Origin of the sequence: Streptomyces cinereospinus, from assembly GCF_042430725.1 — a bacterium.
GTDB classification, from domain to species: domain Bacteria; phylum Actinomycetota; class Actinomycetes; order Streptomycetales; family Streptomycetaceae; genus Streptomyces; species Streptomyces cinereospinus.
On sequence record NZ_JBHMCY010000064.1, the window covers coordinates 25,902 to 44,456 of the forward strand.

The window sequence follows — 18,555 nt, forward strand, 5'->3', positions numbered from 1 at the left end:
TTCAAGCCACCCGCCCCCGGTAAGACAATCCCTTCGGCGGGGGGCGCACACAGGGCTCACACGAGCACGCCCCACCGGGATCGCCGGGCTCGGACGCCGGGCTGCCGCCCACGGGCGGCGCGACCTCGTGGAGGGCGGCCGGGCGGCATGGTTCCGCCGCGGCCGCGGCCGGCAGGGTGGCGCAGGCCTGAGCGCCGCGGCGGCGCGTGACGGCCGGCCACCGGCCGTCACGGCGTGCGGAAACCCCGGAAGGTCACGGGCCTGCGGGACGTGAAGCCGAGCCGCTCGTACAGTGCGACGGCGCCGGTGTTCGCCTCGGACACATGCAGGAAGGGGCGTTCGCCACGGGCCACGATCCGGGTCACGAGCGCCCCGACCAGGCGGGCGGCGTGGCCCCGGCCACGCGCCTCGGGGGCGGTGCAGACGGCGCTGATCTCGGTCCAGCCCGGCGGCCGCAGCCGTTCGCCCGCCATCGCCACCAGCGTGCCGTGGTCGCGGACGCCGAGATAGGTGCCCAGTTCGCGGGTGCGCGGCCAGAACGGCCCCGGCCCGGTGCGCGCGACGAGAGCGAGCATCTCCGGAACGCTGTCCGCGCCCAGTTCGACCACACCGGCGTCGTCCCCGGCGGGCGGACGGCCGGGCCGGCCGCCGCCGGACCAGACCATCTGGCGGCCGGCCAGGTCGAACACCGGCTCCCAGTCCGCCGGCGGAGTGGCCGGGCAGCCGAACATGTCGGCGAGCGCGCCCGGCCCGAGCAGCCGCGCCAGGTCGGTCCAGGCCGCCCCGTCCGGGTCGGCGGTCACCGCGCAGAACGTCGCGACCCCCGGCAGGTAGGTGGCGGCACCGCCCAGCCGGCGGGCGAAGCGTGCGTGGTGGCCGCGCAGCGACCAACCCACCGGGTCGTCCAGTGCGGGATCGTCGCGGGTCACCATCGTGTCGTACCCCTCCTGTCGTGTCCGGTCGTGTCCGGTCGCGCGGGGCAGCCCCCGTCCGGGCAAGGGCGCGATCATAGACAAGCGCCTCGGAGGGCCGCGCGGCGGGCCCGGCCACGCCGTGCGTGTCCGCGGGCGGCGCCCACCCGTACCGCCGATCAGAGCGGGCGGCGAACGGACATGTCTGACACCGTCGGACCAGGGCATGAGTGCTCAGGCGGGAACCGCACGCCGTATCGAGTGACGCGAGGTGAGCCATGACGAAGGCCAACAACGACCTGACCCCGAAGTACACCGTCCCCGGCATCGAGCGGGAGGCCGCCGGCCGGCTGATCGGTCTGCTGCGGATGCGTCTGCACGCCCTGAACGATCTCCACCTGACCTTGAAGCACGTGCACTGGAACGTGGTCGGACCGCACTTCGTCGCCGTGCACGAGATGATCGACCCCCAGGTCGACCGGGTGCGGGAGATGGCCGACGACGCGGCGGAGCGCATCGCCGCGCTCGGCGGAGTGGCCCAGGGCACGCCCGGAGCGCTGGTGAACGAGCGCAGCTGGGACGACTACTCCATCGGCCGCGCCGACGCCATCGCCCACCTCGCCGCGCTCGACCTCGTCTACACGGGGGTGATCGAGGGCGTTCGGGCCGCGGTCAAGGAGGCGGGCGAGATCGACCCGGCCACCGAGGATCTGCTGATCGAGCACCTGCGCGACCTGGAGCAGTTCCAGTGGTTCGTGCGGGCCCACCTGGAGAGCGCGGGCGGCACCCTCGCCACCGGTGGCACGCACACCGAGCAGGAGGCGGCCGCCAAGGGCGCCGAACTCGGCTGACACCGGGGTCGGCGGACGGCGCGGCCCGCGGCCCGCGACCCGCTCGGGACGCCGCAGCGGTCGCCCGGTGCCTGGCGCGGGCACCGGGCGACCGCGCTCCCGGGCGAAGCCGCCCGCGGGGCGGGCTCAGCCGTGCGTCTCCGGCCGGACCGCCGCCGGCCGGACGCCCCGGCCGTCCCGGGTTCCTGACGGAGGTGTCGCCGGACCGGCGAAGCTGGACGCCGGTGATGCGTGAGCCGGACGCGGTGACACTTCAGGGCAGAGACGTTCCGGTTGCCGGTGTACCGGACCGTAGCCGGCGCGCGGGACGCTCACCGCCCGGGGGCCGCGAGCGCGTCCAGGGACCGTGTCAGTTCCGGGCTCAGCCGGACCTGGGCGGTGGCGATGTTCTCGTCGAGGTGGTCCGGGCTGGAGGTGCCGGGGATCAGGAGCGCGTGCTCGTAGCGGTCCAGCAGCCAGGCCAGGCCGACCTGCGCCGGTGTGGCGCCCAGCGACGCGGCCGCCGCCACGACCTCGGGGTGGTCGGTGACCTTGGCGAAGCCGGGGAAGGCCGAGCCGAGCGGGAAGTACGGCACCCAGGCGATCCCGTGCTCCCGGCACAGCTCCAGCAGCGGCTCGCCGGAGCGGTCCAGCAGGCTGTACGGGTTCTGGACGCAGGCCAGCCCCACCGGCAGTGCCTGGCGCAGCTGCTCCAGGGTGACGTTGCTGACGCCGACACCGCCGATCTTGCCCTCGTCGCGCAGCGCGGCCATCTCGGCGAGCTGGCTGTCCAGGTCCACCCGCTGCTCCTCGGGCAGCGGGCTCCCGTCCTGCTGCGCCTCCATCAGCCGCAGGTTGACCACGTCCAGCCGCTCCACGCCGAGTGCGGCGAGGTTGGCCTCCACTCCGGCGCGCAGTTCCTCGGGCCGCTGGGCGGGCCTGAGCCCGCTGTCGAGGCGGTCGGCGCCGACCTTGCTCACCAGCACGAGGTCGTCCGGGTAGGGGTGCAGGGCGGTGCGGATCAGCTCGTTGGCCAGCCCGACCCCGTAGTACTGCGCCGTGTCGATGTGGTTGACGCCCGCCTCGATCGCGCGGCGCAGCACGGCGAGGGACCGCTCGCGGGGCGGCGGGGTCGGGCGTCCCGGGCCGGACAGCTGCATGGCGCCGAACCCGATCCGGGCCACCGGGCGTCCCGCCAGCGTGGTGGTGCCGCCGGGTGCCTGGGGCGATGCGTTCTGCTCGGACACGCTGTGCTCCTGTCGTGAGTGACGATCCGGCTCCCCGATGCCGCGGCCTCGAACCATTGCTCGATCGCTCGAGCTGTCGCCTACCGTGGCCCGGAGAGAAACCGGAATTAGTGTAGGCCCCCACTGTGTGGGGCTCACATAAGGAGGGGTGCGTGGACGAGCTCCAGCTGGCCGAGCAGATGCTGTCCTGCGTGACGAAGATGCGCAGGGCGCTGGACGAGCGTCTGAAGGTGTACGGGCTGTCCGTGCCCCGCAAGCGGGTGCTCGGAGCACTGACCGAGGGGCCGGTGCGGCAGGGCACGCTGGCCGCGGCCTTCGCGGTGACCCCGCGGACGATCACGGAGCTGGTCGACGGCCTGCAGCGGGACGGCCTGGTGGAGCGGCGGGACGACCCGGCGGACCGCCGGGCGCGTCTGGTCTGCCTCACCCCGGCCGGGCGCCTGGCCGACGAGCAGGCGAAGGCCGCCCGCGCGGAGGTGATCGGCGGGATGTTCGCGGACCTGCCCGCGGAGGACCGGGCCGCGCTCGCCCGGATCCTGACCTCGATCGACCACCGGCTCGGCGCGGTGCCGCTCGACGAGCGGACCCGGTGAGGGGAGCGGACCCGGTGAGGGCAGCGGACCCGGTGAGGGCAGCGGACCCGGTGAGGGCAGCGGACGGCCCGTCGTGGTGAGCCGCCCTCCGCACAGGAGCGGTCAGCCGCGCAGCCAGCGCAGCGTCTCGGCGTAGAAGGCCGCCGTGCGCTCGGGCTGGTCGTCGCCGAGCAGGTCGGCCGACACCTCGTAACCGCGCCGGGCCAGGTGCCAGGCGAGGACCGCGTACGGGGCGCGGTAGGCGGCGAGGTCCTGCGGGGGCACCGTGAGCTGCCGGCCGGGGACGGCGGGGGTGAGCGTGTCGCGCTCGTAGACGCAGTCCAGCGTGAGGATGCGCCAGTGGCCCTCGCGCCGTTCCAGGCGGTAGACGATGCGGGTGTAGGAGACGAGGTCGGCGGTGACGCCGTCGACCTCGGTCCGCACCTCGATGCCCGCGGGCACCTCGGCGAAGGCCCGGTCGCCCGCGATCTGGACGGTGGGCGGGGACAGCCGGTGGCGGCTGGCGTCGCCCCGGCCGGCCATGGCCTCGGAGGCGCTCACGAAACCCGGCCCGTCGCCCCGGTACCAGCTGAGGGTCACCGTGGAGTCGGGCCAGTAGCAGGCCCGCATCTGGTCCCACCAGCCGCGGTCGCGCCCCTGGCGTTCCAGCAGCACGGTCTGGGTGACGGCGTCGATGTCGGACATGGACGTGTTCTCCTCGTCTTTCGGGAATTCTCGGGGCCGGATCCGTGGCGGGCCGGGGTCAGTCGACGGTACGTGCCGCCGCGAGCCGGTCCTTCGTCGCCGTGAGGTCCTGCTCGGAGTAGTGCGTGCCGGCGCGGACCACGCCGACGACCCGGTGCAGGTTGGCCGCGTCGGCGACCGGATCGGCGTCGAGCAGCACCAGATCGGCGTTCCGGCCCGCCTCGACGGTGCCCATCGAGTCCGTGGTCCCCAGGAACTCGGCGGCGAACAGCGTGAGCATCTGCAGCAGGCGCAGCGGCGGGACACCGGCCTCGGCGAGCAGGTCGATCTCGTCGTGCAGCGCCGCACCGGGAACCACCCACACGGCTCCGGAGGAGTCGGTGCCCACGAGCATCCTGACACCGGCCTCGTCGAAGATCCGCGCCATGTCGTACTCGGCGCGGTGGGAGGCGGCCAGGGTGGCGCGCTGCTCGGGCGTGAACCTCTTGCGGAACCTGCCGACCACGCCGTGCCAGGTCCTCAGGGTGGCCGGACTCATGTAGCGCAGGTCGGGGTCGGCGGCGAACGACGGGTCGTCGCAGAGTTTGCTGGTCTTCTGCCGGATCAGGGTCGGCACGTGCCAGGTCCCGTCCGCGACGAAGTGCGCGGCGAGTTCGCGGGTGCGGTCCTCGTCGTACGTGCGTACGGCGCGGTCCACGATGGCGACGTCCTCGGCCTTGTTGAGGTTGACGGGGTTGAGCACCACCCGCCGCATGAGGGCGTTCACGGCCTTGTCCATGAACGGCATCTTGATCTTCGGCAGGCTGAGCCGCTGCCGCTCGCCGGCGGCCCGCTGGATGTCGTGCTCCTCGGTGGAGCAGCAGGCCAGGACGCCGAGACCGGAGCCGAAGTGCTCGATCGACCGGATGCCGAGCCGGGACGCCCGCAGCACGTCGATGCCGCCGGGCAGGTGGCCGACGATCGGCACCCCGAGCCGCAGCGCCTCGGCCTGGGCGTCGAAGAACCGCTCCTTGCTCATCGCGGCGGACTTCACGAAGTCCGCGCCCGCCGCGACCTGCTCGCGCACCGTGGCGACGGCCTGTTCGGGGGTGGCGGTGTTCAGCATCGTCAGCAGCGGGCCGGGCATGGCCAGCAGGGCCGGTGACGCGTCGGGAAACCGCAGTTCGCCGCGGGCGCGGGCGTGCAGCAGGTCGAAGTCCCCGGACATCTGGCGGTAGCCGGTGATGCCGTGCGCGAGCATCAGTTCCAGGGTGGCGGCCACGTCACCGCCGCGGCCCAGCGGATGGGCGTGCATGTCGTTGAAGCCGGGGACGACGTAGCGGCCCCGGGCGTCGACCGGCACCGTGCCGTCGGGTGCGGCGAGCGCGGGGCCGACGGCGGTGATGACGCCGTCCTGGACCAGCACGTCGGTCCCGGGCCGGCGCGAGCCGTCCCGGGTGTCCACGACGGTCGCCGAGCGCAGCAGGAGGGCGGCGGGGCGGGTGGGCATCTGCTTCGGTTCCTCCGGGCGTCCCAAGGTCACCGCGCGTCCGCGGCGAACAGGCGGCGGGCGTTGCGGGTGGTCAGGTCGCGCCAGGTCTCGGTGGCGGACGGCTGCACCGCCGAGTCGACGGTCTCGACCTGGGCGAGCACCAAGCCGGCGGGCGTCCAGCAGTAGTCGCTGCCGTACAGCAGGCGCTCGGTGCCGAAGGCCGCGTCCAGGGCCCGGATCTGGCGCGGGAAAGGCGTTCCGGCCATGTCGTACCAGAGGCGGCCGAGCTGTTCGATCGTGTCCGGCCCGTCCGGCGCTCCGCCGCCCAGGTGGGCGCGGAAGAGTTCCATGCGGTCGGCGAGCAGCGGCAGTGCCCCGCCGCCGTGGGTCAGGATCCAGCGGATGCCCGGGTACCGGGCCAGGACGCCGCGGAACAGCAGGTCGCTCGCGGTACGGGCGGAGTCGAAGAGGAACTCCAGCATCGGCCGCGGCCGGCCCAGGGCGAGGTCGTCGGCGTGGGGCGGCGAGGTGGGGTGGACGAAGACGACGGCACCGCGCCGGTCGAGCTCCGCCCACAGCGGCTCGAGCTCGGGATCGCCGAGGTAGAGGCCGTGGTGGTTGGTCTCCACGACCACGCCGTCCGCGCCGAGCACGTCGAGCGCGTGGGCGGCCTCGGCGAGCGAGCCGGCCACGTCGGGCAGCGGCAGCGCGGCGAAGTGGCCGAACCGCCGCGAGTTCTCGGCCCGGACCTTCGCGCCGAACTCGTTGACCTCGCGCGCGAGGTCGCGGGCCGCGCCGTCGTCCCCGAAGTGCACGCCCGGGGAGGACACCGACAGGTAGGACTTCTCGATGCCGGAGCGCTCCATCAGGTCGAGGTGCTCCTCGACGCTCCAGGTCGGCCAGCCGGGCATGCCGTCGGGGTGCGCGATGCCGGCGGACCGTGCCGCCGCGACGTAGCTGTCGGTGACGAAGTGGGCGTGGACGTCGACGAGTCCGGTGTGTGTCATGCGGGTCTCCCTGGTTGTGCGGTCCCTGCTCGTGCGACCGTAGGAGGAGGGACCGACTGTTGGCATGAGCGATTTCAATGAATGAAACGCTGGAAGGAACGGGACGGAGCGCGGAAGGAAGCGATGAGCGAGACGCCGGAAGGAACGAGGAGAGGAACGGCGGGATGACACAGCGGGGTGACGCGGCACCGGCCGACGGTGGTGCCCGGCGCAGACGCGGCGGCCGGCCGGCCGAGGGTCAGCCGGTGATCGACCGCGCGTTCGCCCTGCTCGCCGCCTTCGACGGGGACCACCGTGCGCAGACCCTCGCCGAGCTCGCCCAGCGCAGCGGCATCCCCCGCAGCAGCGCCCTGCGGCTGGCCCGGTCGCTGGTGCAGGCGGGCGCGCTGGAGCGGCTCGACGACGGCCGCTACGTGGTCGGGCTGCGGCTGCTGGAGACCGCCTCCCTGGCTCCGCGGGGTCACGGACTGCGGTCGGTGGCCATGCCGTACATGGAGGACCTCTTCCATGTCACCCGCGAGCACGTCCTGCTCGCGGTGCGGGACCAGACGGAGGCCCTGCTCGTCGAACGGCTGTCGGCGCGCGACGCCAGTCCCGTGCGCTACCGCGTGGGCGGCCGGCTGCCGCTGACGTCCACCGGGGTGGGCCTGGTGCTGCTCGCCTTCGCCCCGGCGGCCGTCCAGGAGCACGCCCTCGGCACCTTCGCGCCCGGGCAGGGCGACGACGACGTCCGCACCCCCGCCGACCTGCGCCGCGTCCTCGCCGAGGTACGGCGCGGCGACCACGCCGTCGGCCACCAGAAAAGCCCCTGGCGGATGAGCACGGTGGCCGCCCCGGTGCGGGACGGCGACGAGGTGGTGGCGGCGCTGTCGGTCGTGGCGCCCGGCGTCGGTTCGCCGGGTGCGGGCTTCGGACCGGCCGTACGGGCGACGGCCCGGGCGATCTCCCGGCAGCTCGCCCAGGACACCGGCCGCGCCCTGCCGCCGGGCGGCGCCGGCGGGGAGTGGTGAGGGCACCGGACGTGCGGTGAGACGCGGTCCGTCAGGCGTGCCGGAGCCGCCGGGCCGGGCTCGGACGTCCCGGCAGTCGGCTCAGATGTCCCACCAGTCGAAGGAGCGGGTGGGCGCGTGCGTGCCGCAGGCGCGGTCCAGGCGGACCAGCTGGCCGCGGTGGAAGATCAGGGGCTTGCGGTGCCCGGCGGCCGCGGCCAGCCGCCGCACCCGGCCCACCACCGCCACGTGGTCACCGGCCGGGAAGCTGTCCTCGACGTCGCACTCGATCCACGCCGCCGCCGCGCCGAGACGCGGTGCGGCGTCCTCCGTCATCTCCCAGTCGCCGGTGGCGAAGCGGTCCACGCCGCGGCCGGCGAAGGCCGCGCACACCTGCTGCTGGTCCTCGGCCAGCACGTTCACGCAGAAGTGCCCCGCATCGACGATCGCCGCCGCGCTGGCGGAGTTCAGGCCGCAGTAGAAGACCACCAGCGGCGGGTCGAGGGAGACGGAGGTGAAGCTGCCCACCGTGACGCCCACCGGACCCTGCGGTGTCGTGGCGGTGACCACGCACACCGAAGTCGGCACATGGCCGAGAACCCGGCGGAAGACCGCGGGGTCGGCCGAGGTGGCGGGCAGGTCTGTCGGGGCAACGGCGGCTGCGGGCACAGCGACCTCCAGGGAAGCGGGAGCCGGACCGTGCGCCGCCTGCGGTCGCTCTCGGCGGCGTCGGCGGCGCGGATTTCGCCCACATGAATCCACGGTTACCGCCGCATGGCATTGGGCCGGACGGCCAAGCCGGGCGGGTCCCCTTGGGCTCACGGCCCAACGGAGCGCCGAACTGGTCCGGCGGACCAAACGGCTGAACGGGCTCTGCGGCCCTGGACACACGACACCGGGGCGAACCCGGCGTGAAATCCCCGTAGCGCCACCTCGCCGCGTGAGGTGCGCCACAAGAGTCGCACAATGCCGGAGGACCTCCATGACCACGACCGCAGCCGCCCCGCAGACGACCGCCGCGTCCGCCTCGGCCCTGAAGGAGAGCGCGGCGGCACTGGTGCCCCTGCTGCGGGAGAACGCCGCCCGCACCGAGGCGGACCGCAGGGTGGCCGAGGAGAACATCGCGGCCCTGACCGAGGCCGGACTGTTCCGCCTGACCGTGCCGCAGCGCTTCGGCGGCCACGAGACGGACTTCCGGACGTTCCTGGAGGTCACCTCCGAGCTGGCGCGCGGCTGCGGGTCCACCGCCTGGGTGACGACGCTGGTCAACATCTGCAACTGGATGGCCGCTCTCTACCCCGAGCAGGCCCAGCAGGAGGTCTGGGGGGAGAACCCCGACGCCCGGGTGTGCGGAGTGCTCGCCCCCAGCGCCACCAGCCGGGCCGTCGAGGGCGGACTGGTCGTCACCGGCCGCTGGGGCTTCGCGTCGGGCAGCCTGCACTCCCAGTGGGCGGTCCTGGGCATCCCCGTCGTGGACGCCGACGGGCAGCAGATCGACCAGGGTTCCGCGCTCATCCCGATGTCCGACCTGACGCTCGAGGACACCTGGTACGTGGCCGGCATGCGGGGCACGGGCAGCAACACGCTCGTCGCCGACGAGGTCTTCGTCCCCGCCCACCGCATCCTGTCGGTGACCCAGGGCATGCAGGGCATCCTGCCGACCGAGCACAAGGACGAGGTGCTGTACCGGTCGGCGCTGATCCCGGTGCTGGCGCTGGTGCTGGCGGGCCCGCAGGTGGGTCTGGCCCAGGCGGGGATGGACGTGGTCACCGCCTCCCTGGCCAAGGGCAAGGGCATCTCGTACACCTTCTACGAGCGCGCCAGCGAGTCCCCGTCGACGCAGATCCAGATGGCCGAGGCGGCCCAGCTGATCGACACCGCGCGGCTGCACCTGATGCGGGCCGCCGAGGACATCGACACCTGGGCGGCGCGCGGCGAGCAGATGCCGTTCGAGACGCGGGCCCGGGTGCGGATGGACACCGGCTACGTCGCCCGTCGCTCGCGCGAGGCCCTCGACCTGCTGCTGAGCGTCCAGGGCGCGGGCAGCTTCGCCGAGGCCAACCCGCTGCAGCGGATCTGGCGCGACCAGGAGACGGGCAGCCGGCACGCGGTGATCAACCCGGCCATCGCCGGGGAGCTGTACGGGCGGGCGCTGCTGGGCATCGAGGAGCAGGTCACCCCGCTGATCTGAGCCCCCGGCCGGCGGCCCCCGGGGATTCCCCTCGGGGCCGCCGGCGGGCTACGCCACCGCGGCGGGGTCGGTCTCGATCACCGTGCGCAGGGACTGGGAGGTGCGGTCGATGTGCCGGGTGAGCAGTGCGACCGCCCCGTCCGAGTCCCGGCGCAGCACGGCGTCGACCAGTGCCTGGTGTTCGGCGGCGACATCGCGGCCGGTGTCGCCGCCCACGGGCCGCGACCAGCGGCGGTACAGGGTCGCCGCGTCCCGCAGGCTGACGGCCGCGGCCAGCAGCCGGGCGTTGTCGCACGCCTGGAGCAGGGTCTGGTGGAAGTGCTCGTGGACGGGGAACCAGGCGTTGTTCAGGGTGCCGTCCGGCAGTACGCCGGTGGTTCCGGCCAGGTGGTGGTGGGCAGCGACCACGTCCGCCTCCCACTTGAGGTCGCCGCGCTCTATCGACCGGCGCAGCACGAGGGTCTCGATCTCGATCCGGGCCTCGGTGAGTTCGTTGAGGTCGTCCAGGGAGATCGTGACCACCCGGAAGCCCTGCTGGGGAGCGGCGCGGACGAGGCCCTGCTCCGAGAGGCGGGTGAGGGCCTCGCGGACCACCGACTGGCTGACCGAGAAGCGCTGGGCCAGCTCCACCAGGCGCAGCCGCTGCCCGGGCTTGAGCACCCCTTGGAAGATGTCCTCCCGGATCAGGGCGTAGACGACGCCGCCTCTTGTTGCCTTGTCACCTGCCATGACCGCACACCGTAGCACCAGAACGACAACGGCAAAAAATATCGTTAATCTCTTGATTCATCGAGATTACTTCTGAAGACTGCGCGGCAGACATCCGCACGGCAGGGAGAACCTCATGCGCCTGGCACACATCGACGGACGACTGGTCATCAAGGGCCCGCAGGGCTACCTGGACGCCGCCGAGGCGAGCGGGGGCCGGTTCGGCCCCGACCCGCAGGCCGCGCTGGCCGACTGGGAGGCGTTCTCCGCCTGGGCCCAGGAGTTCCTGGGGTCCGCCGCGGCGACGACCGCCCCGACGGTCGCCACGGACGCCGGCACGGTGTGGGGGCCGCCCGTCCCCCGGCCCGCCCAGATCTTCGCGGTCGGCCTCAACTACCGCGACCACATCGCGGAGTCGAAGCTGGACGTCCCGGCCGAACCCGCCGTCTTCACCAAGTTCGTCACCTCCCTGACCGGCCACGAGCAGACCGTCACCCTCCCCGAGGGCCTGGTCGACTGGGAGACGGAGCTCGTCGTCGTCATCGGCCGGCACTGCCACCGCGCGACCCGCGCGACCGCCTGGTCCCACGTGGCCGGGCTGACCGTGGGCCAGGACCTGTCCGAGCGGCGGCTCCAGCTGACCGGTCCGGCGCCGCAGTTCTCGCTCGGCAAGTCCTACCCGGGCTTCGCCCCGATCGGCCCGGAACTCGTCAGCACCGACGAGTTCGCCGACCCGGACGACCTGGAGCTGGGCTGCCGGCTGGAGGGCGGCGAGGTCCTGCAGAAGAGCCGCACCCGCGAGATGGTCTTCGACGTCCCGGAACTCATCACCCGCCTGTCCGCCGTGTGCCCCCTGCTGCCCGGTGACCTGATCTTCACCGGCACTCCGGCCGGCGTGGGCGGCGCGCGCAGCCCCCAAAAGTTCCTCGCCCCCGGCGACGTACTCGTCACCTGGATCGAGGGCATCGGCACCCTGCGCAACCCGATGGCCGCCGCCTGACCCACCCGCCGGCCCCGCGCACGAGGCCGTCCCAGCACCGCCCGCACCCGGCGGGAGCCGGCCTCCCGCCCCGCAGACTCGCCCAGCCGAACCGAAAGAGCCGCAACCATGTCACTGCACCGCCTCACCCAGATCGTGATGGGCGTGCCGAACGTCGAGCAGACGGCCGCCTACTACGCCGACTTCGGCCTCACCCCCGGCGCCGACTCGCCCGGCGGCACGACCGGCGCCACGACGGCGCCGGGAACGTCCCCGGTGCTGTCGACCGTCGACGGCGGCGAGCAGCTGCGGATCGTGCACTCCCCGCGCCGCCGGCTGGTCGAGCTCGGCGTGGGCTGCGACGACCCCGACGACCTGGACCGGGTCGCCGCCTCCCTCACCCGGCTGGACGTGCCGGTGCACCGCACGGCCGAGGCGGTGACGGCCGTGGACCCGGGCACCGAGGTCCTGGTGCGGGTCGAGATCGCCCCCCGCATCCGGCAGACCCCCGCCCCGGCCGCCCTGTACAACGCCCCGGGCAGCACCCTCCGACCGCACGAGCGCGCCCCCGGCATCTCGCGCGAGGAGCCGGTCCGGCCGCGCAAGCTCGGCCACGTGGTCCTCGGCTCCACCGACCAGGAGACCTCCCAGCGCTTCTTCCGGGAGGGCATCGGCTTCAAGGTCAGCGACACCGTCAAGGGGCTGGCCGCCTTCATGCGCTGCTCCACCGACCACCACAACGTCCTCGTCCAGCAGGCGCCCGTCGCCTTCCTGCACCACACCTCCTGGCAGGTGGACGACATCGACGAGATCGGCCGCGGCGCCACCGCCATGCTGGAGGCGGACCCCGACCGGCACACCTGGGGCCTGGGCCGCCACCACATCGGCTCGAACTTCTTCTGGTACCTGAAGGACCCGGCCGGCAACTTCTCCGAGTACTACTCCGACCTGGACTGCATCGTCGACGACGCCCTGTGGAAGCCCGGCGTCTTCGACGAGGGCCCCAAGGCCCTCTACTCCTGGGGCCCGCCCCCTCCCCCGTCGTTCCTCGCCCCCGAGGACCTGGCCGCCCTGATGACCGGCGCCCACACCCCGGCACAGTGAGGACGCCCGCCATGCACCAGCACAACGGCGGCGCCGGACGCAGCGACGTCCTGGTGGTCGGGGCCGGTCCGGTCGGCCTCGTCACGGCCCTGTTCCTGGCCCGCGACGGGTGGCGGGTGACCGTCCTGGAACGGTGGCCCGAACCCTATCCGCTGCCGCGCGCCGTGCACTTCGACGACGAGGTCGCCCGGCTGCTCGCCGACGCCGGACTGGGCGACCGGCTGGGCGCGCTGTCCGAGCCCGCCGACACCTACGAGTGGCGCAACGCGGACGGGGCCACCCTGCTGCGCTTCAACTGGTCGGGGCCGGGACCGTCGGGCTGGCCGCGCGCCTCCATGACGTACCAGCCCGACCTGGAGCGGGCGCTGGCCGAGGCGGTCGAGGCGTCGCCGGGCGTGACGGTGCTGCGCGGCCACGAGGCCGTCGCCCTGGTGGACAGCGGGGACGACGTGACCGTCACCGCCGAGGACACCACCGGCCGACGGCACGAGCTGACCGCCGGCTGGGTGGTGGGGGCCGACGGCGCCCACAGCTTCGTACGCCGCCACATGCCCACGCGCATGACGGACCTCGGGTTCTTCTACGACTGGCTGATCGTCGACGTCCGCCCGCACGACGCCACGCGTACCTGGGACCCGGTCAACCTGCAGATCTGCGATCCCGCCCGGCCCACCACCGTGGTCTCCGGCGGGCCCGGCCGCCGGCGCTGGGAGTTCATGCGCATGCCGGGCGAGACGGTGGCGGAGCTCGACACCGAGGCCACGGCCTGGCGGCTGCTCGCCCCCTTCGGGATGACCCCGGACACGTGCGACATGGAGCGGCACGCCGTCTACACCTTCCAGGCCCAGTGGGCCGACGTCTGGCGCTCCGGGCGGCTGCTGCTGGCCGGGGACGCGGCGCACCTGATGCCGCCGTTCGCGGGCCAGGGCATGTGCTCCGGCATCCGGGACGCCGCCAACCTCAGCTTCAAGCTCGACCTGGTGCTGCGCGGCGCCGCCGATCCGGCCGTCCTGGACACCTACGGCACCGAGCGGGCCGCCCACGTCCAGCACGCCATCGGCATGTCGGTGGAGCTGGGCAAGGTCATCTGCGTGACGGACGCCGGGAAGGCGGCCGAGCGGGACGCGTTCATGACCGGCCACGGTGCCGACCCGGAACGTGCCCTGCCGCCCCTGCCCCCGCCCCTGCTGACCGACGGCCTGCTCGCCCGGGGCCGCCCCGGGTCCGCGGGGCGGCTGAGCCGGCAGGCACGCGTCCGCTACCGGGGGCGTACCGGGCTGCTCGCCGACGTGGTCGGCCGCGGCTTCGTCGTGGCCTCCACCACCGACCCGCGCGCCCTGCTGTCCGCGCCCCAGCTGGCGTTCCTGGACCGGATCGGAGCACGCCTGCTCCATCTGACCGCGCCGGAGGACGGCCTGGACGAGGAGCTGGCGGCCGTCGACGTGGACGGCTACTACGTGCCCCACTTCACCGAGGCAGGCCTGGTGGGAGTGGTGATCCGTCCCGACCACTACCTCTTCGGCACCGCCATGACACCGCACGACTTCGCCGGACTCGTCGACGACCTCGCCGACCAGCTGGCATCCCCGCAGGCCCCGGGACGCGCCGCCGTCCCGACGCTCGCGCCGACCATCAGGACCGGAGGTGAGGCATGAGCACCTCACAGACCCCCACGGCCACCGAGCCGATCTGGCTGCCCGACCCCGCCGAGGCGGCCGGCTCGCGCATCGCCCGGTTCGCCGAGTTCGTCGCCCGGCGCACCGGCATGACCCACGACGACTACCACTCCCTGTGGGCGTGGTCGGTCCAGGACCTGTCCGGCTTCTGGACCGCCGTCGGCGAGTTCTTCGACCTGCGCACCAGCGGGCGGTGGGAGTGCGTTCTCGACGACGCCCCGATGCCGACCACGCGCTGGTTCCCCGGTGCCCGGCTGAACTACGCCGAGCACGCGCTGCGCACGGGCGAGCCGACCGGGACCGCGGTGATCTCGGTCGGCGAGGACGGCACCACCTCGCACACCACCTGGGCCGAACTGCGCGACCAGGTCGGCGCGCTGGCCGCCTGGCTGCGCGGGCAGGGCGTCGTGGCCGGTGACCGCGTGGTCGGCTACCTGCCCAACACCGTGCACGCCGTGGTCGCGTTCCTGGCCTCGGCGAGCATCGGCGCCGTGTGGTCGGCCTGCGGCCAGGACTATGGTGCCGACGGCGCCGCGAACCGCTTCGGGCAGCTGGAGCCCGTCGTCCTCTTCGCCGCCGACGGCTACCGGTGGAACGGCCGGCAGCACGACCGCCGCGCGGAGACCGCCGCGCTGCGCGCCGCGCTGCCGTCGGTCCGGGTCACCGTCCAGATCCCGAACCTGGGGCTGCCCGCCGCCACGGACGGGACGACCGTGCGCTGGGCGGACGCCGTCGCCGACCCCGCCGACTGCGACTTCGCGCACGTGCCCTTCGACGCGCCGCTGTGGGTGCTGTTCTCCTCCGGCACCACCGGCACCCCCAAGGGCATCGTCCACGGCCACGGCGGCGTCCTGCTCGACCACCACAAACTCCTCGGCCTGCACCTGGACCTCGGTCCCGGCGACCGCTTCCTGTGGTACACCACCACCAACTGGATGATGTGGAACATGGTGGTCTCCGGCCTGCTGGTCGGCGCCACCCCCGTGCTCTACGACGGCAGCCCCGCCCACCCCGGACCGGGCCGCCTGTGGGAGCTGGCCGCCGAGCACCGCACCCGCCTCCTCGGCGTCAGCCCCGGCTACCTCCAGGGCTCCGCCAAGGCCGGCCTCGAACCCGGACGCGACCTGGACCTGTCCGAGCTGCGCGTCCTCGGCTCCACCGGGGCACCGCTGCCCGCGGCGTCGTACCACTGGGTGCGTGACCACGTCGGCCCGCGCGTCCAGGTCGCCTCCACCAGCGGCGGCACCGACATCGTCAGCGGCTTCGCCGGCAGCGCCCCCACCACACCCGTGTGGCCCGGGGAGATCTCCGCGCCGATGCTGGGCGTGGCGCTCCAGGCGTTCGACTCCGCCGGCCGGCCCGTGACCGACGAGGTCGGCGAGCTGGTGGTCACCCGGCCCATGCCGTCGATGCCCCTGTACTTCTGGAACGACTCCGACGGCAGCCGCTACCACCAGGCCTACTTCGGCGCCTACCCGGGCGTGTGGCGGCACGGCGACTGGATGACCCGCACCGCACACGGCAGCGTCATCGTCTCCGGCCGCTCCGACTCCACCCTCAACCGGCACGGCGTACGGCTGGGCAGCGCCGACATCTACGCCGTCGTGGACGAACTGCCCGGCATCCGCGAGAGCCTCGTCATCGGCGCCGAACTCCCGGACGGGGGTTACTGGATGCCCCTGTTCGTGGTCCTGGAACCCGGTCACGAACTCACCGACGAGCTGCGCGACACCGTCACCGCGGCGATCCGCACCCAGGCCTCGCCACGCCACGTCCCGGACACGGTCATCGAGGTGCCCGCCGTGCCCCACACCCGCACCGGCAAGAAGCTGGAGGTCCCCGTCAAGCGCCTGTTGCAGGGCGCCACCGTCGACCAGGTCGCCGGCCGCGAGGCCGTCGACGACATCGCGGCGCTGGAGTACTTCACCCGGTTCGCGCCGGCGGTGAACGCGGGCTGATCCGGCGTCACCACGTCAGGCCAGCGCACCTCCGACCGGCAGCCGGTGCCAGCGGTCGGCGTGGTCGTCGAACCGGGACACGATCCGGTCGACCACCTCGGGGATCTCCCGCACGGTCACGTACGCCGGCAGCTCCGCCAGGTGACCGCGCCGCACCTCCCGCACGGGCACGGCGATGCCCGCCAGCTCCTCCGACCGGGCCATGTCGGCCCGTGCCCGGGGGGACGGCCGCACCCGCTCGGTCCTGCGGCGGCGGACGGCCCTGGCCCGCTCCGCGGGGTCGGCGGGCCAGAACAGGCCGTGGTCACCGGCGGCCGGCCGCCCGTAGACCCCCAGCTCGATGCCGGCCTCGGCCTCGGCCAGGAAGTGCACCAGGTCGTGCGGGAGATACGGGTGGCCGCCGGGTCCGTTCCGCGGGTCGAGCGCGGCACCGTTCCCACGGTGCACGGCGATGCCGTAACTCGTACCCGGGCCTTTGGTGAAGACGACGCGCATACCCGGCACGGTAGGTCACGGCCGTGCCGGCACGCACCGGGATTCCCCGCACGGCCGCTCCGGGGCGGGACGAGGCCCGGTCCAGCACTCGCCCTGGGGGCGTCCGGTCCCGTCCCGGGGCCACCGCGGCGAATGCGAGGGGCCGGGACCCCGGGCGGCTGCGCGCCCGGGGTCCCGGCCCCGACCGGCTCCACGAGCGGCGCTGAGCGCCGAACCGGCCACCGCCCGGGCACGGCACCGCCCACCCGCGGCGATCCGCCGAGGCCGTCGGGGCGGCCGGTCACGGCGTCACCGTCACCGGCCCCCTCCCCCGTGCGACCGCAGCCGGTTCCGCTACCAGGCCACCGGCAGCCGCAGCGGGAACCGCCTGATCGTGTCGGTGTCCCACCGGACCTCCTCGGGCGGCACCACGAGCCGCAGCCGGGGGAAGCGCTCGATGAGCCGCCCGATGGCGACTTCGAGTTCCGCCATCGCCAGCGGCATGGCGATGCACCGGTGCCCGCCCCAGCCGAACGTCATGTGCGGGCTGTTCGGCCGGTCGACGTCGATGACGTGCGGGTCCCGGTAGCGGTCCGGGTCCCGGTTGGCCGTCAGGTACGACACGTGCACGAAGTCGCCGGCCCGGATGCGCACGCCGTCCAGGTCCACGTCCTCCAGGGCCAGCCGGGGAATCCCGACGCCCTTGCGGAACGGGATGAAACGGAGCATCTCGTGCAGCACGTCGGACAGCGTCTCGGGCCGGGAGCGGAGGTGCTCCATGAGTTCGGGGCGGGTCAGGAGCAGGTAGACGATGTTGCTGATCTCGCAGGTCGCCGTGTCCTGGCCGCTGAGCGCCAGGGTCAGCGCCATGACGGCCAGCTCCCTGTCGTCCAGCTGCTCCGCGCCGTCGCGCGCGGCGGCCATCGCGCTGATGAGGTCCGTGCCCGGTGCGTGCCGGCGCTGCTCGACGAGCTTGGCGAAGTAGGCCGTCAGGTCGGCCTTGGCGGTGGCGGCGGCCTCCTTGGTGTCCGCGCCGACGACGAGCAGCTGGTGCACGGACTCCTCGATCCGGGGCCACTCCTGCCGTTCGATGCCGAGGAGGTCCAGGATCGTGTGCTGGGGAAGCGGGTTGGACAGGTAGCGGACCAGGTCCGCCGGCGGCCCCGCCTGCTCCATCTCGTCCAGCAGGAGGTCCGCCAGACGGGCGATCCGGTGCCGCATGACCTCGACGTGCTTCTGCGTGAACGCCTGCGAGGCCAGGCTGCGCACCCGGGTGCTGTGCGGCGGATCCATGACGTTGACCGACTCGGGCGACACGATGGGCTCCGGAGTCATCCGCGGGTAGTCGTGGCCGATGATGCCCGCCCGGCTGAGCCGGTGGTCGGTCGTCACCTGCTTGACCGCCTCGAAGCCGGTGACCAGCCAGGCGTCGGCGTCGCCGTAGCCGAGCCGGATCCGTGTGGGGGACTTGTGACGCATCAGCTCGGTGAGCGCGGGGTCGAACTCCAACGCCTCGCTGTAGTCGAAAGGGCAGGTGATCGCTTCGTTGTCGTCGGTCATCGGCAGTCTCCTCCGGCATGGGTACGGCGATGGTGGCGTCCACGGTCCGGCCGGCGCGCCGGGCGGCGGGGGCGGGTGGCGTGTCGGTGCGACCGGGCCGGGGGCGGCGCGGTCGGGCGGGGGGGGCGGCGCGGTGGGGCGCGCGGCGGTCTCGCGGCAGGACGGGTGGCGGG

At 73.8% G+C, this 18,555-nt stretch carries 17 protein-coding genes; 8 read left to right on the top strand and 9 right to left on the bottom strand.

Features of this window, described 5'->3' with window-relative positions; genetic code table 11:
• Positions 1 to 227 precede the first annotated feature (227 nt).
• Complete coding sequence (locus ACFF45_RS27040; RefSeq protein ID WP_381349187.1) at positions 228 to 932, bottom strand: GNAT family N-acetyltransferase; 705 nt, start codon at positions 930 to 932, stop codon at positions 228 to 230.
• Positions 933 to 1,189: 257 nt separating this feature from the next.
• Here ACFF45_RS27040 and ACFF45_RS27045 point away from each other — a divergent pair, with 257 nt between their 5' ends.
• The gene (locus tag ACFF45_RS27045; RefSeq protein WP_381349162.1) at positions 1,190 to 1,762 is read left to right on the top strand and encodes a Dps family protein; all 573 of its coding nucleotides are present in this window, start codon (positions 1,190 to 1,192) and stop codon (positions 1,760 to 1,762) included.
• 311 nt (positions 1,763 to 2,073) lie between these two features.
• Here ACFF45_RS27045 and ACFF45_RS27050 read toward each other — a convergent pair whose 3' ends face one another.
• Complete coding sequence (locus ACFF45_RS27050; RefSeq protein ID WP_381349163.1) at positions 2,074 to 2,988, bottom strand: aldo/keto reductase; 915 nt, start codon at positions 2,986 to 2,988, stop codon at positions 2,074 to 2,076.
• Between the two features lie 152 nt (positions 2,989 to 3,140).
• Between ACFF45_RS27050 and ACFF45_RS27055 the strand changes: the two genes are divergently transcribed.
• Positions 3,141 to 3,581 carry a MarR family winged helix-turn-helix transcriptional regulator gene (locus ACFF45_RS27055; protein WP_381349165.1) on the top strand — a complete coding sequence of 147 codons (441 nt, stop codon included), beginning with the start codon at positions 3,141 to 3,143 and terminating at the stop codon, positions 3,579 to 3,581.
• A 102-nt stretch (positions 3,582 to 3,683) separates the two neighbouring features.
• Here ACFF45_RS27055 and ACFF45_RS27060 read toward each other — a convergent pair whose 3' ends face one another.
• Genes ACFF45_RS27060 through ACFF45_RS27070 form a run of 3 tightly spaced genes read right to left on the bottom strand, consistent with a single transcriptional unit; the run spans position 3,684 to position 6,743 of the window.
• Positions 3,684 to 4,265: a nuclear transport factor 2 family protein gene (locus ACFF45_RS27060; protein WP_381349166.1), complete on the bottom strand. Its 582-nt coding sequence runs from the start codon at positions 4,263 to 4,265 to the stop codon at positions 3,684 to 3,686.
• Positions 4,266 to 4,323: 58 nt separating this feature from the next.
• Positions 4,324 to 5,754, bottom strand: coding sequence for an amidohydrolase family protein (locus ACFF45_RS27065; RefSeq protein ID WP_381349168.1), 1,431 nt, complete (start codon positions 5,752 to 5,754; stop codon positions 4,324 to 4,326).
• Between the two features lie 29 nt (positions 5,755 to 5,783).
• Complete coding sequence (locus ACFF45_RS27070; RefSeq protein WP_381349170.1) at positions 5,784 to 6,743, bottom strand: amidohydrolase family protein; 960 nt, start codon at positions 6,741 to 6,743, stop codon at positions 5,784 to 5,786.
• A 164-nt stretch (positions 6,744 to 6,907) separates the two neighbouring features.
• On the opposite strand from ACFF45_RS27070, the gene ACFF45_RS27075 reads away from it, so the two are divergent.
• Positions 6,908 to 7,753, top strand: coding sequence for an IclR family transcriptional regulator (locus ACFF45_RS27075; protein WP_381349171.1), 846 nt, complete (start codon positions 6,908 to 6,910; stop codon positions 7,751 to 7,753).
• Between the two features lie 81 nt (positions 7,754 to 7,834).
• Here the strand turns inward: ACFF45_RS27075 and ACFF45_RS27080 are convergent, their stop codons facing one another.
• On the bottom strand, positions 7,835 to 8,401 hold the full coding sequence (locus tag ACFF45_RS27080; protein ID WP_381349172.1) for a flavin reductase family protein: 567 nt from the start codon (positions 8,399 to 8,401) through the stop codon (positions 7,835 to 7,837).
• A gap of 313 nt (positions 8,402 to 8,714) precedes the next feature.
• On the opposite strand from ACFF45_RS27080, the gene ACFF45_RS27085 reads away from it, so the two are divergent.
• Positions 8,715 to 9,923 carry an acyl-CoA dehydrogenase family protein gene (locus tag ACFF45_RS27085; protein ID WP_381349173.1) on the top strand — a complete coding sequence of 403 codons (1,209 nt, stop codon included), beginning with the start codon at positions 8,715 to 8,717 and terminating at the stop codon, positions 9,921 to 9,923.
• 48 nt (positions 9,924 to 9,971) lie between these two features.
• On the opposite strand, the gene ACFF45_RS27090 is transcribed toward ACFF45_RS27085, so the two are convergent.
• Entirely contained in the window at positions 9,972 to 10,652 is a 681-nt protein-coding gene (locus ACFF45_RS27090) for a GntR family transcriptional regulator (protein WP_381349174.1), read from the bottom strand.
• 115 nt (positions 10,653 to 10,767) lie between these two features.
• On the opposite strand from ACFF45_RS27090, the gene ACFF45_RS27095 reads away from it, so the two are divergent.
• The 4 genes from ACFF45_RS27095 to ACFF45_RS27110 all read left to right on the top strand — a co-directional run bounded on the left by ACFF45_RS27095 (position 10,768) and on the right by ACFF45_RS27110 (position 16,348).
• The gene (locus tag ACFF45_RS27095; RefSeq protein ID WP_381349175.1) at positions 10,768 to 11,631 is read left to right on the top strand and encodes a fumarylacetoacetate hydrolase family protein; all 864 of its coding nucleotides are present in this window, start codon (positions 10,768 to 10,770) and stop codon (positions 11,629 to 11,631) included.
• Positions 11,632 to 11,739: 108 nt separating this feature from the next.
• A complete protein-coding gene (locus ACFF45_RS27100; RefSeq protein ID WP_381349176.1) occupies positions 11,740 to 12,714 on the top strand; it encodes a VOC family protein in 975 nt (324 codons plus the stop codon).
• An 11-nt stretch (positions 12,715 to 12,725) separates the two neighbouring features.
• Positions 12,726 to 14,369 carry a bifunctional 3-(3-hydroxy-phenyl)propionate/3-hydroxycinnamic acid hydroxylase MhpA gene (gene mhpA, locus ACFF45_RS27105; RefSeq protein WP_381349178.1) on the top strand — a complete coding sequence of 548 codons (1,644 nt, stop codon included), beginning with the start codon at positions 12,726 to 12,728 and terminating at the stop codon, positions 14,367 to 14,369.
• Positions 14,366 to 16,348 carry an acetoacetate--CoA ligase gene (locus ACFF45_RS27110; RefSeq protein ID WP_381349180.1) on the top strand — a complete coding sequence of 661 codons (1,983 nt, stop codon included), beginning with the start codon at positions 14,366 to 14,368 and terminating at the stop codon, positions 16,346 to 16,348. The genes mhpA and ACFF45_RS27110 overlap by 4 nt, the downstream gene beginning before the upstream one ends.
• Positions 16,349 to 16,363: 15 nt before the next feature.
• Here the strand turns inward: ACFF45_RS27110 and ACFF45_RS27115 are convergent, their stop codons facing one another.
• Together ACFF45_RS27115 and ACFF45_RS27120 are read right to left on the bottom strand one after the other, a co-directional pair.
• Positions 16,364 to 16,843 carry a hypothetical protein gene (locus ACFF45_RS27115; RefSeq protein WP_381349182.1) on the bottom strand — a complete coding sequence of 160 codons (480 nt, stop codon included), beginning with the start codon at positions 16,841 to 16,843 and terminating at the stop codon, positions 16,364 to 16,366.
• 333 nt (positions 16,844 to 17,176) lie between these two features.
• Positions 17,177 to 18,382 carry a cytochrome P450 gene (locus ACFF45_RS27120; RefSeq protein WP_381349184.1) on the bottom strand — a complete coding sequence of 402 codons (1,206 nt, stop codon included), beginning with the start codon at positions 18,380 to 18,382 and terminating at the stop codon, positions 17,177 to 17,179.
• Positions 18,383 to 18,555 lie beyond the last annotated feature (173 nt).

Excerpts from the sequence above, each read along its gene's own strand:
- ACFF45_RS27045 (WP_381349162.1), top strand. The coding sequence starts at position 1,190 with ATGACGAAGGCCAACAACGACCTGACCCCGAAGTACACCGTCCCCGGC.
- ACFF45_RS27120 (WP_381349184.1), bottom strand. The coding sequence starts at position 18,382 with ATGACCGACGACAACGAAGCGATCACCTGCCCTTTCGACTACAGCGAG.
- ACFF45_RS27060 (WP_381349166.1), bottom strand. The coding sequence starts at position 4,265 with ATGTCCGACATCGACGCCGTCACCCAGACCGTGCTGCTGGAACGCCAG.
- ACFF45_RS27115 (WP_381349182.1), bottom strand. The coding sequence starts at position 16,843 with ATGCGCGTCGTCTTCACCAAAGGCCCGGGTACGAGTTACGGCATCGCC.
- ACFF45_RS27090 (WP_381349174.1), bottom strand. The coding sequence starts at position 10,652 with ATGGCAGGTGACAAGGCAACAAGAGGCGGCGTCGTCTACGCCCTGATC.
- ACFF45_RS27065 (WP_381349168.1), bottom strand. The coding sequence starts at position 5,754 with ATGCCCACCCGCCCCGCCGCCCTCCTGCTGCGCTCGGCGACCGTCGTG.
- ACFF45_RS27110 (WP_381349180.1), top strand. The coding sequence starts at position 14,366 with ATGAGCACCTCACAGACCCCCACGGCCACCGAGCCGATCTGGCTGCCC.
- ACFF45_RS27070 (WP_381349170.1), bottom strand. The coding sequence starts at position 6,743 with ATGACACACACCGGACTCGTCGACGTCCACGCCCACTTCGTCACCGAC.
- ACFF45_RS27040 (WP_381349187.1), bottom strand. The coding sequence starts at position 932 with ATGGTGACCCGCGACGATCCCGCACTGGACGACCCGGTGGGTTGGTCG.
- mhpA (WP_381349178.1), top strand. The coding sequence starts at position 12,726 with ATGCACCAGCACAACGGCGGCGCCGGACGCAGCGACGTCCTGGTGGTC.
- ACFF45_RS27095 (WP_381349175.1), top strand. The coding sequence starts at position 10,768 with ATGCGCCTGGCACACATCGACGGACGACTGGTCATCAAGGGCCCGCAG.
- ACFF45_RS27100 (WP_381349176.1), top strand. The coding sequence starts at position 11,740 with ATGTCACTGCACCGCCTCACCCAGATCGTGATGGGCGTGCCGAACGTC.
- ACFF45_RS27085 (WP_381349173.1), top strand. The coding sequence starts at position 8,715 with ATGACCACGACCGCAGCCGCCCCGCAGACGACCGCCGCGTCCGCCTCG.
- ACFF45_RS27075 (WP_381349171.1), top strand. The coding sequence starts at position 6,908 with ATGACACAGCGGGGTGACGCGGCACCGGCCGACGGTGGTGCCCGGCGC.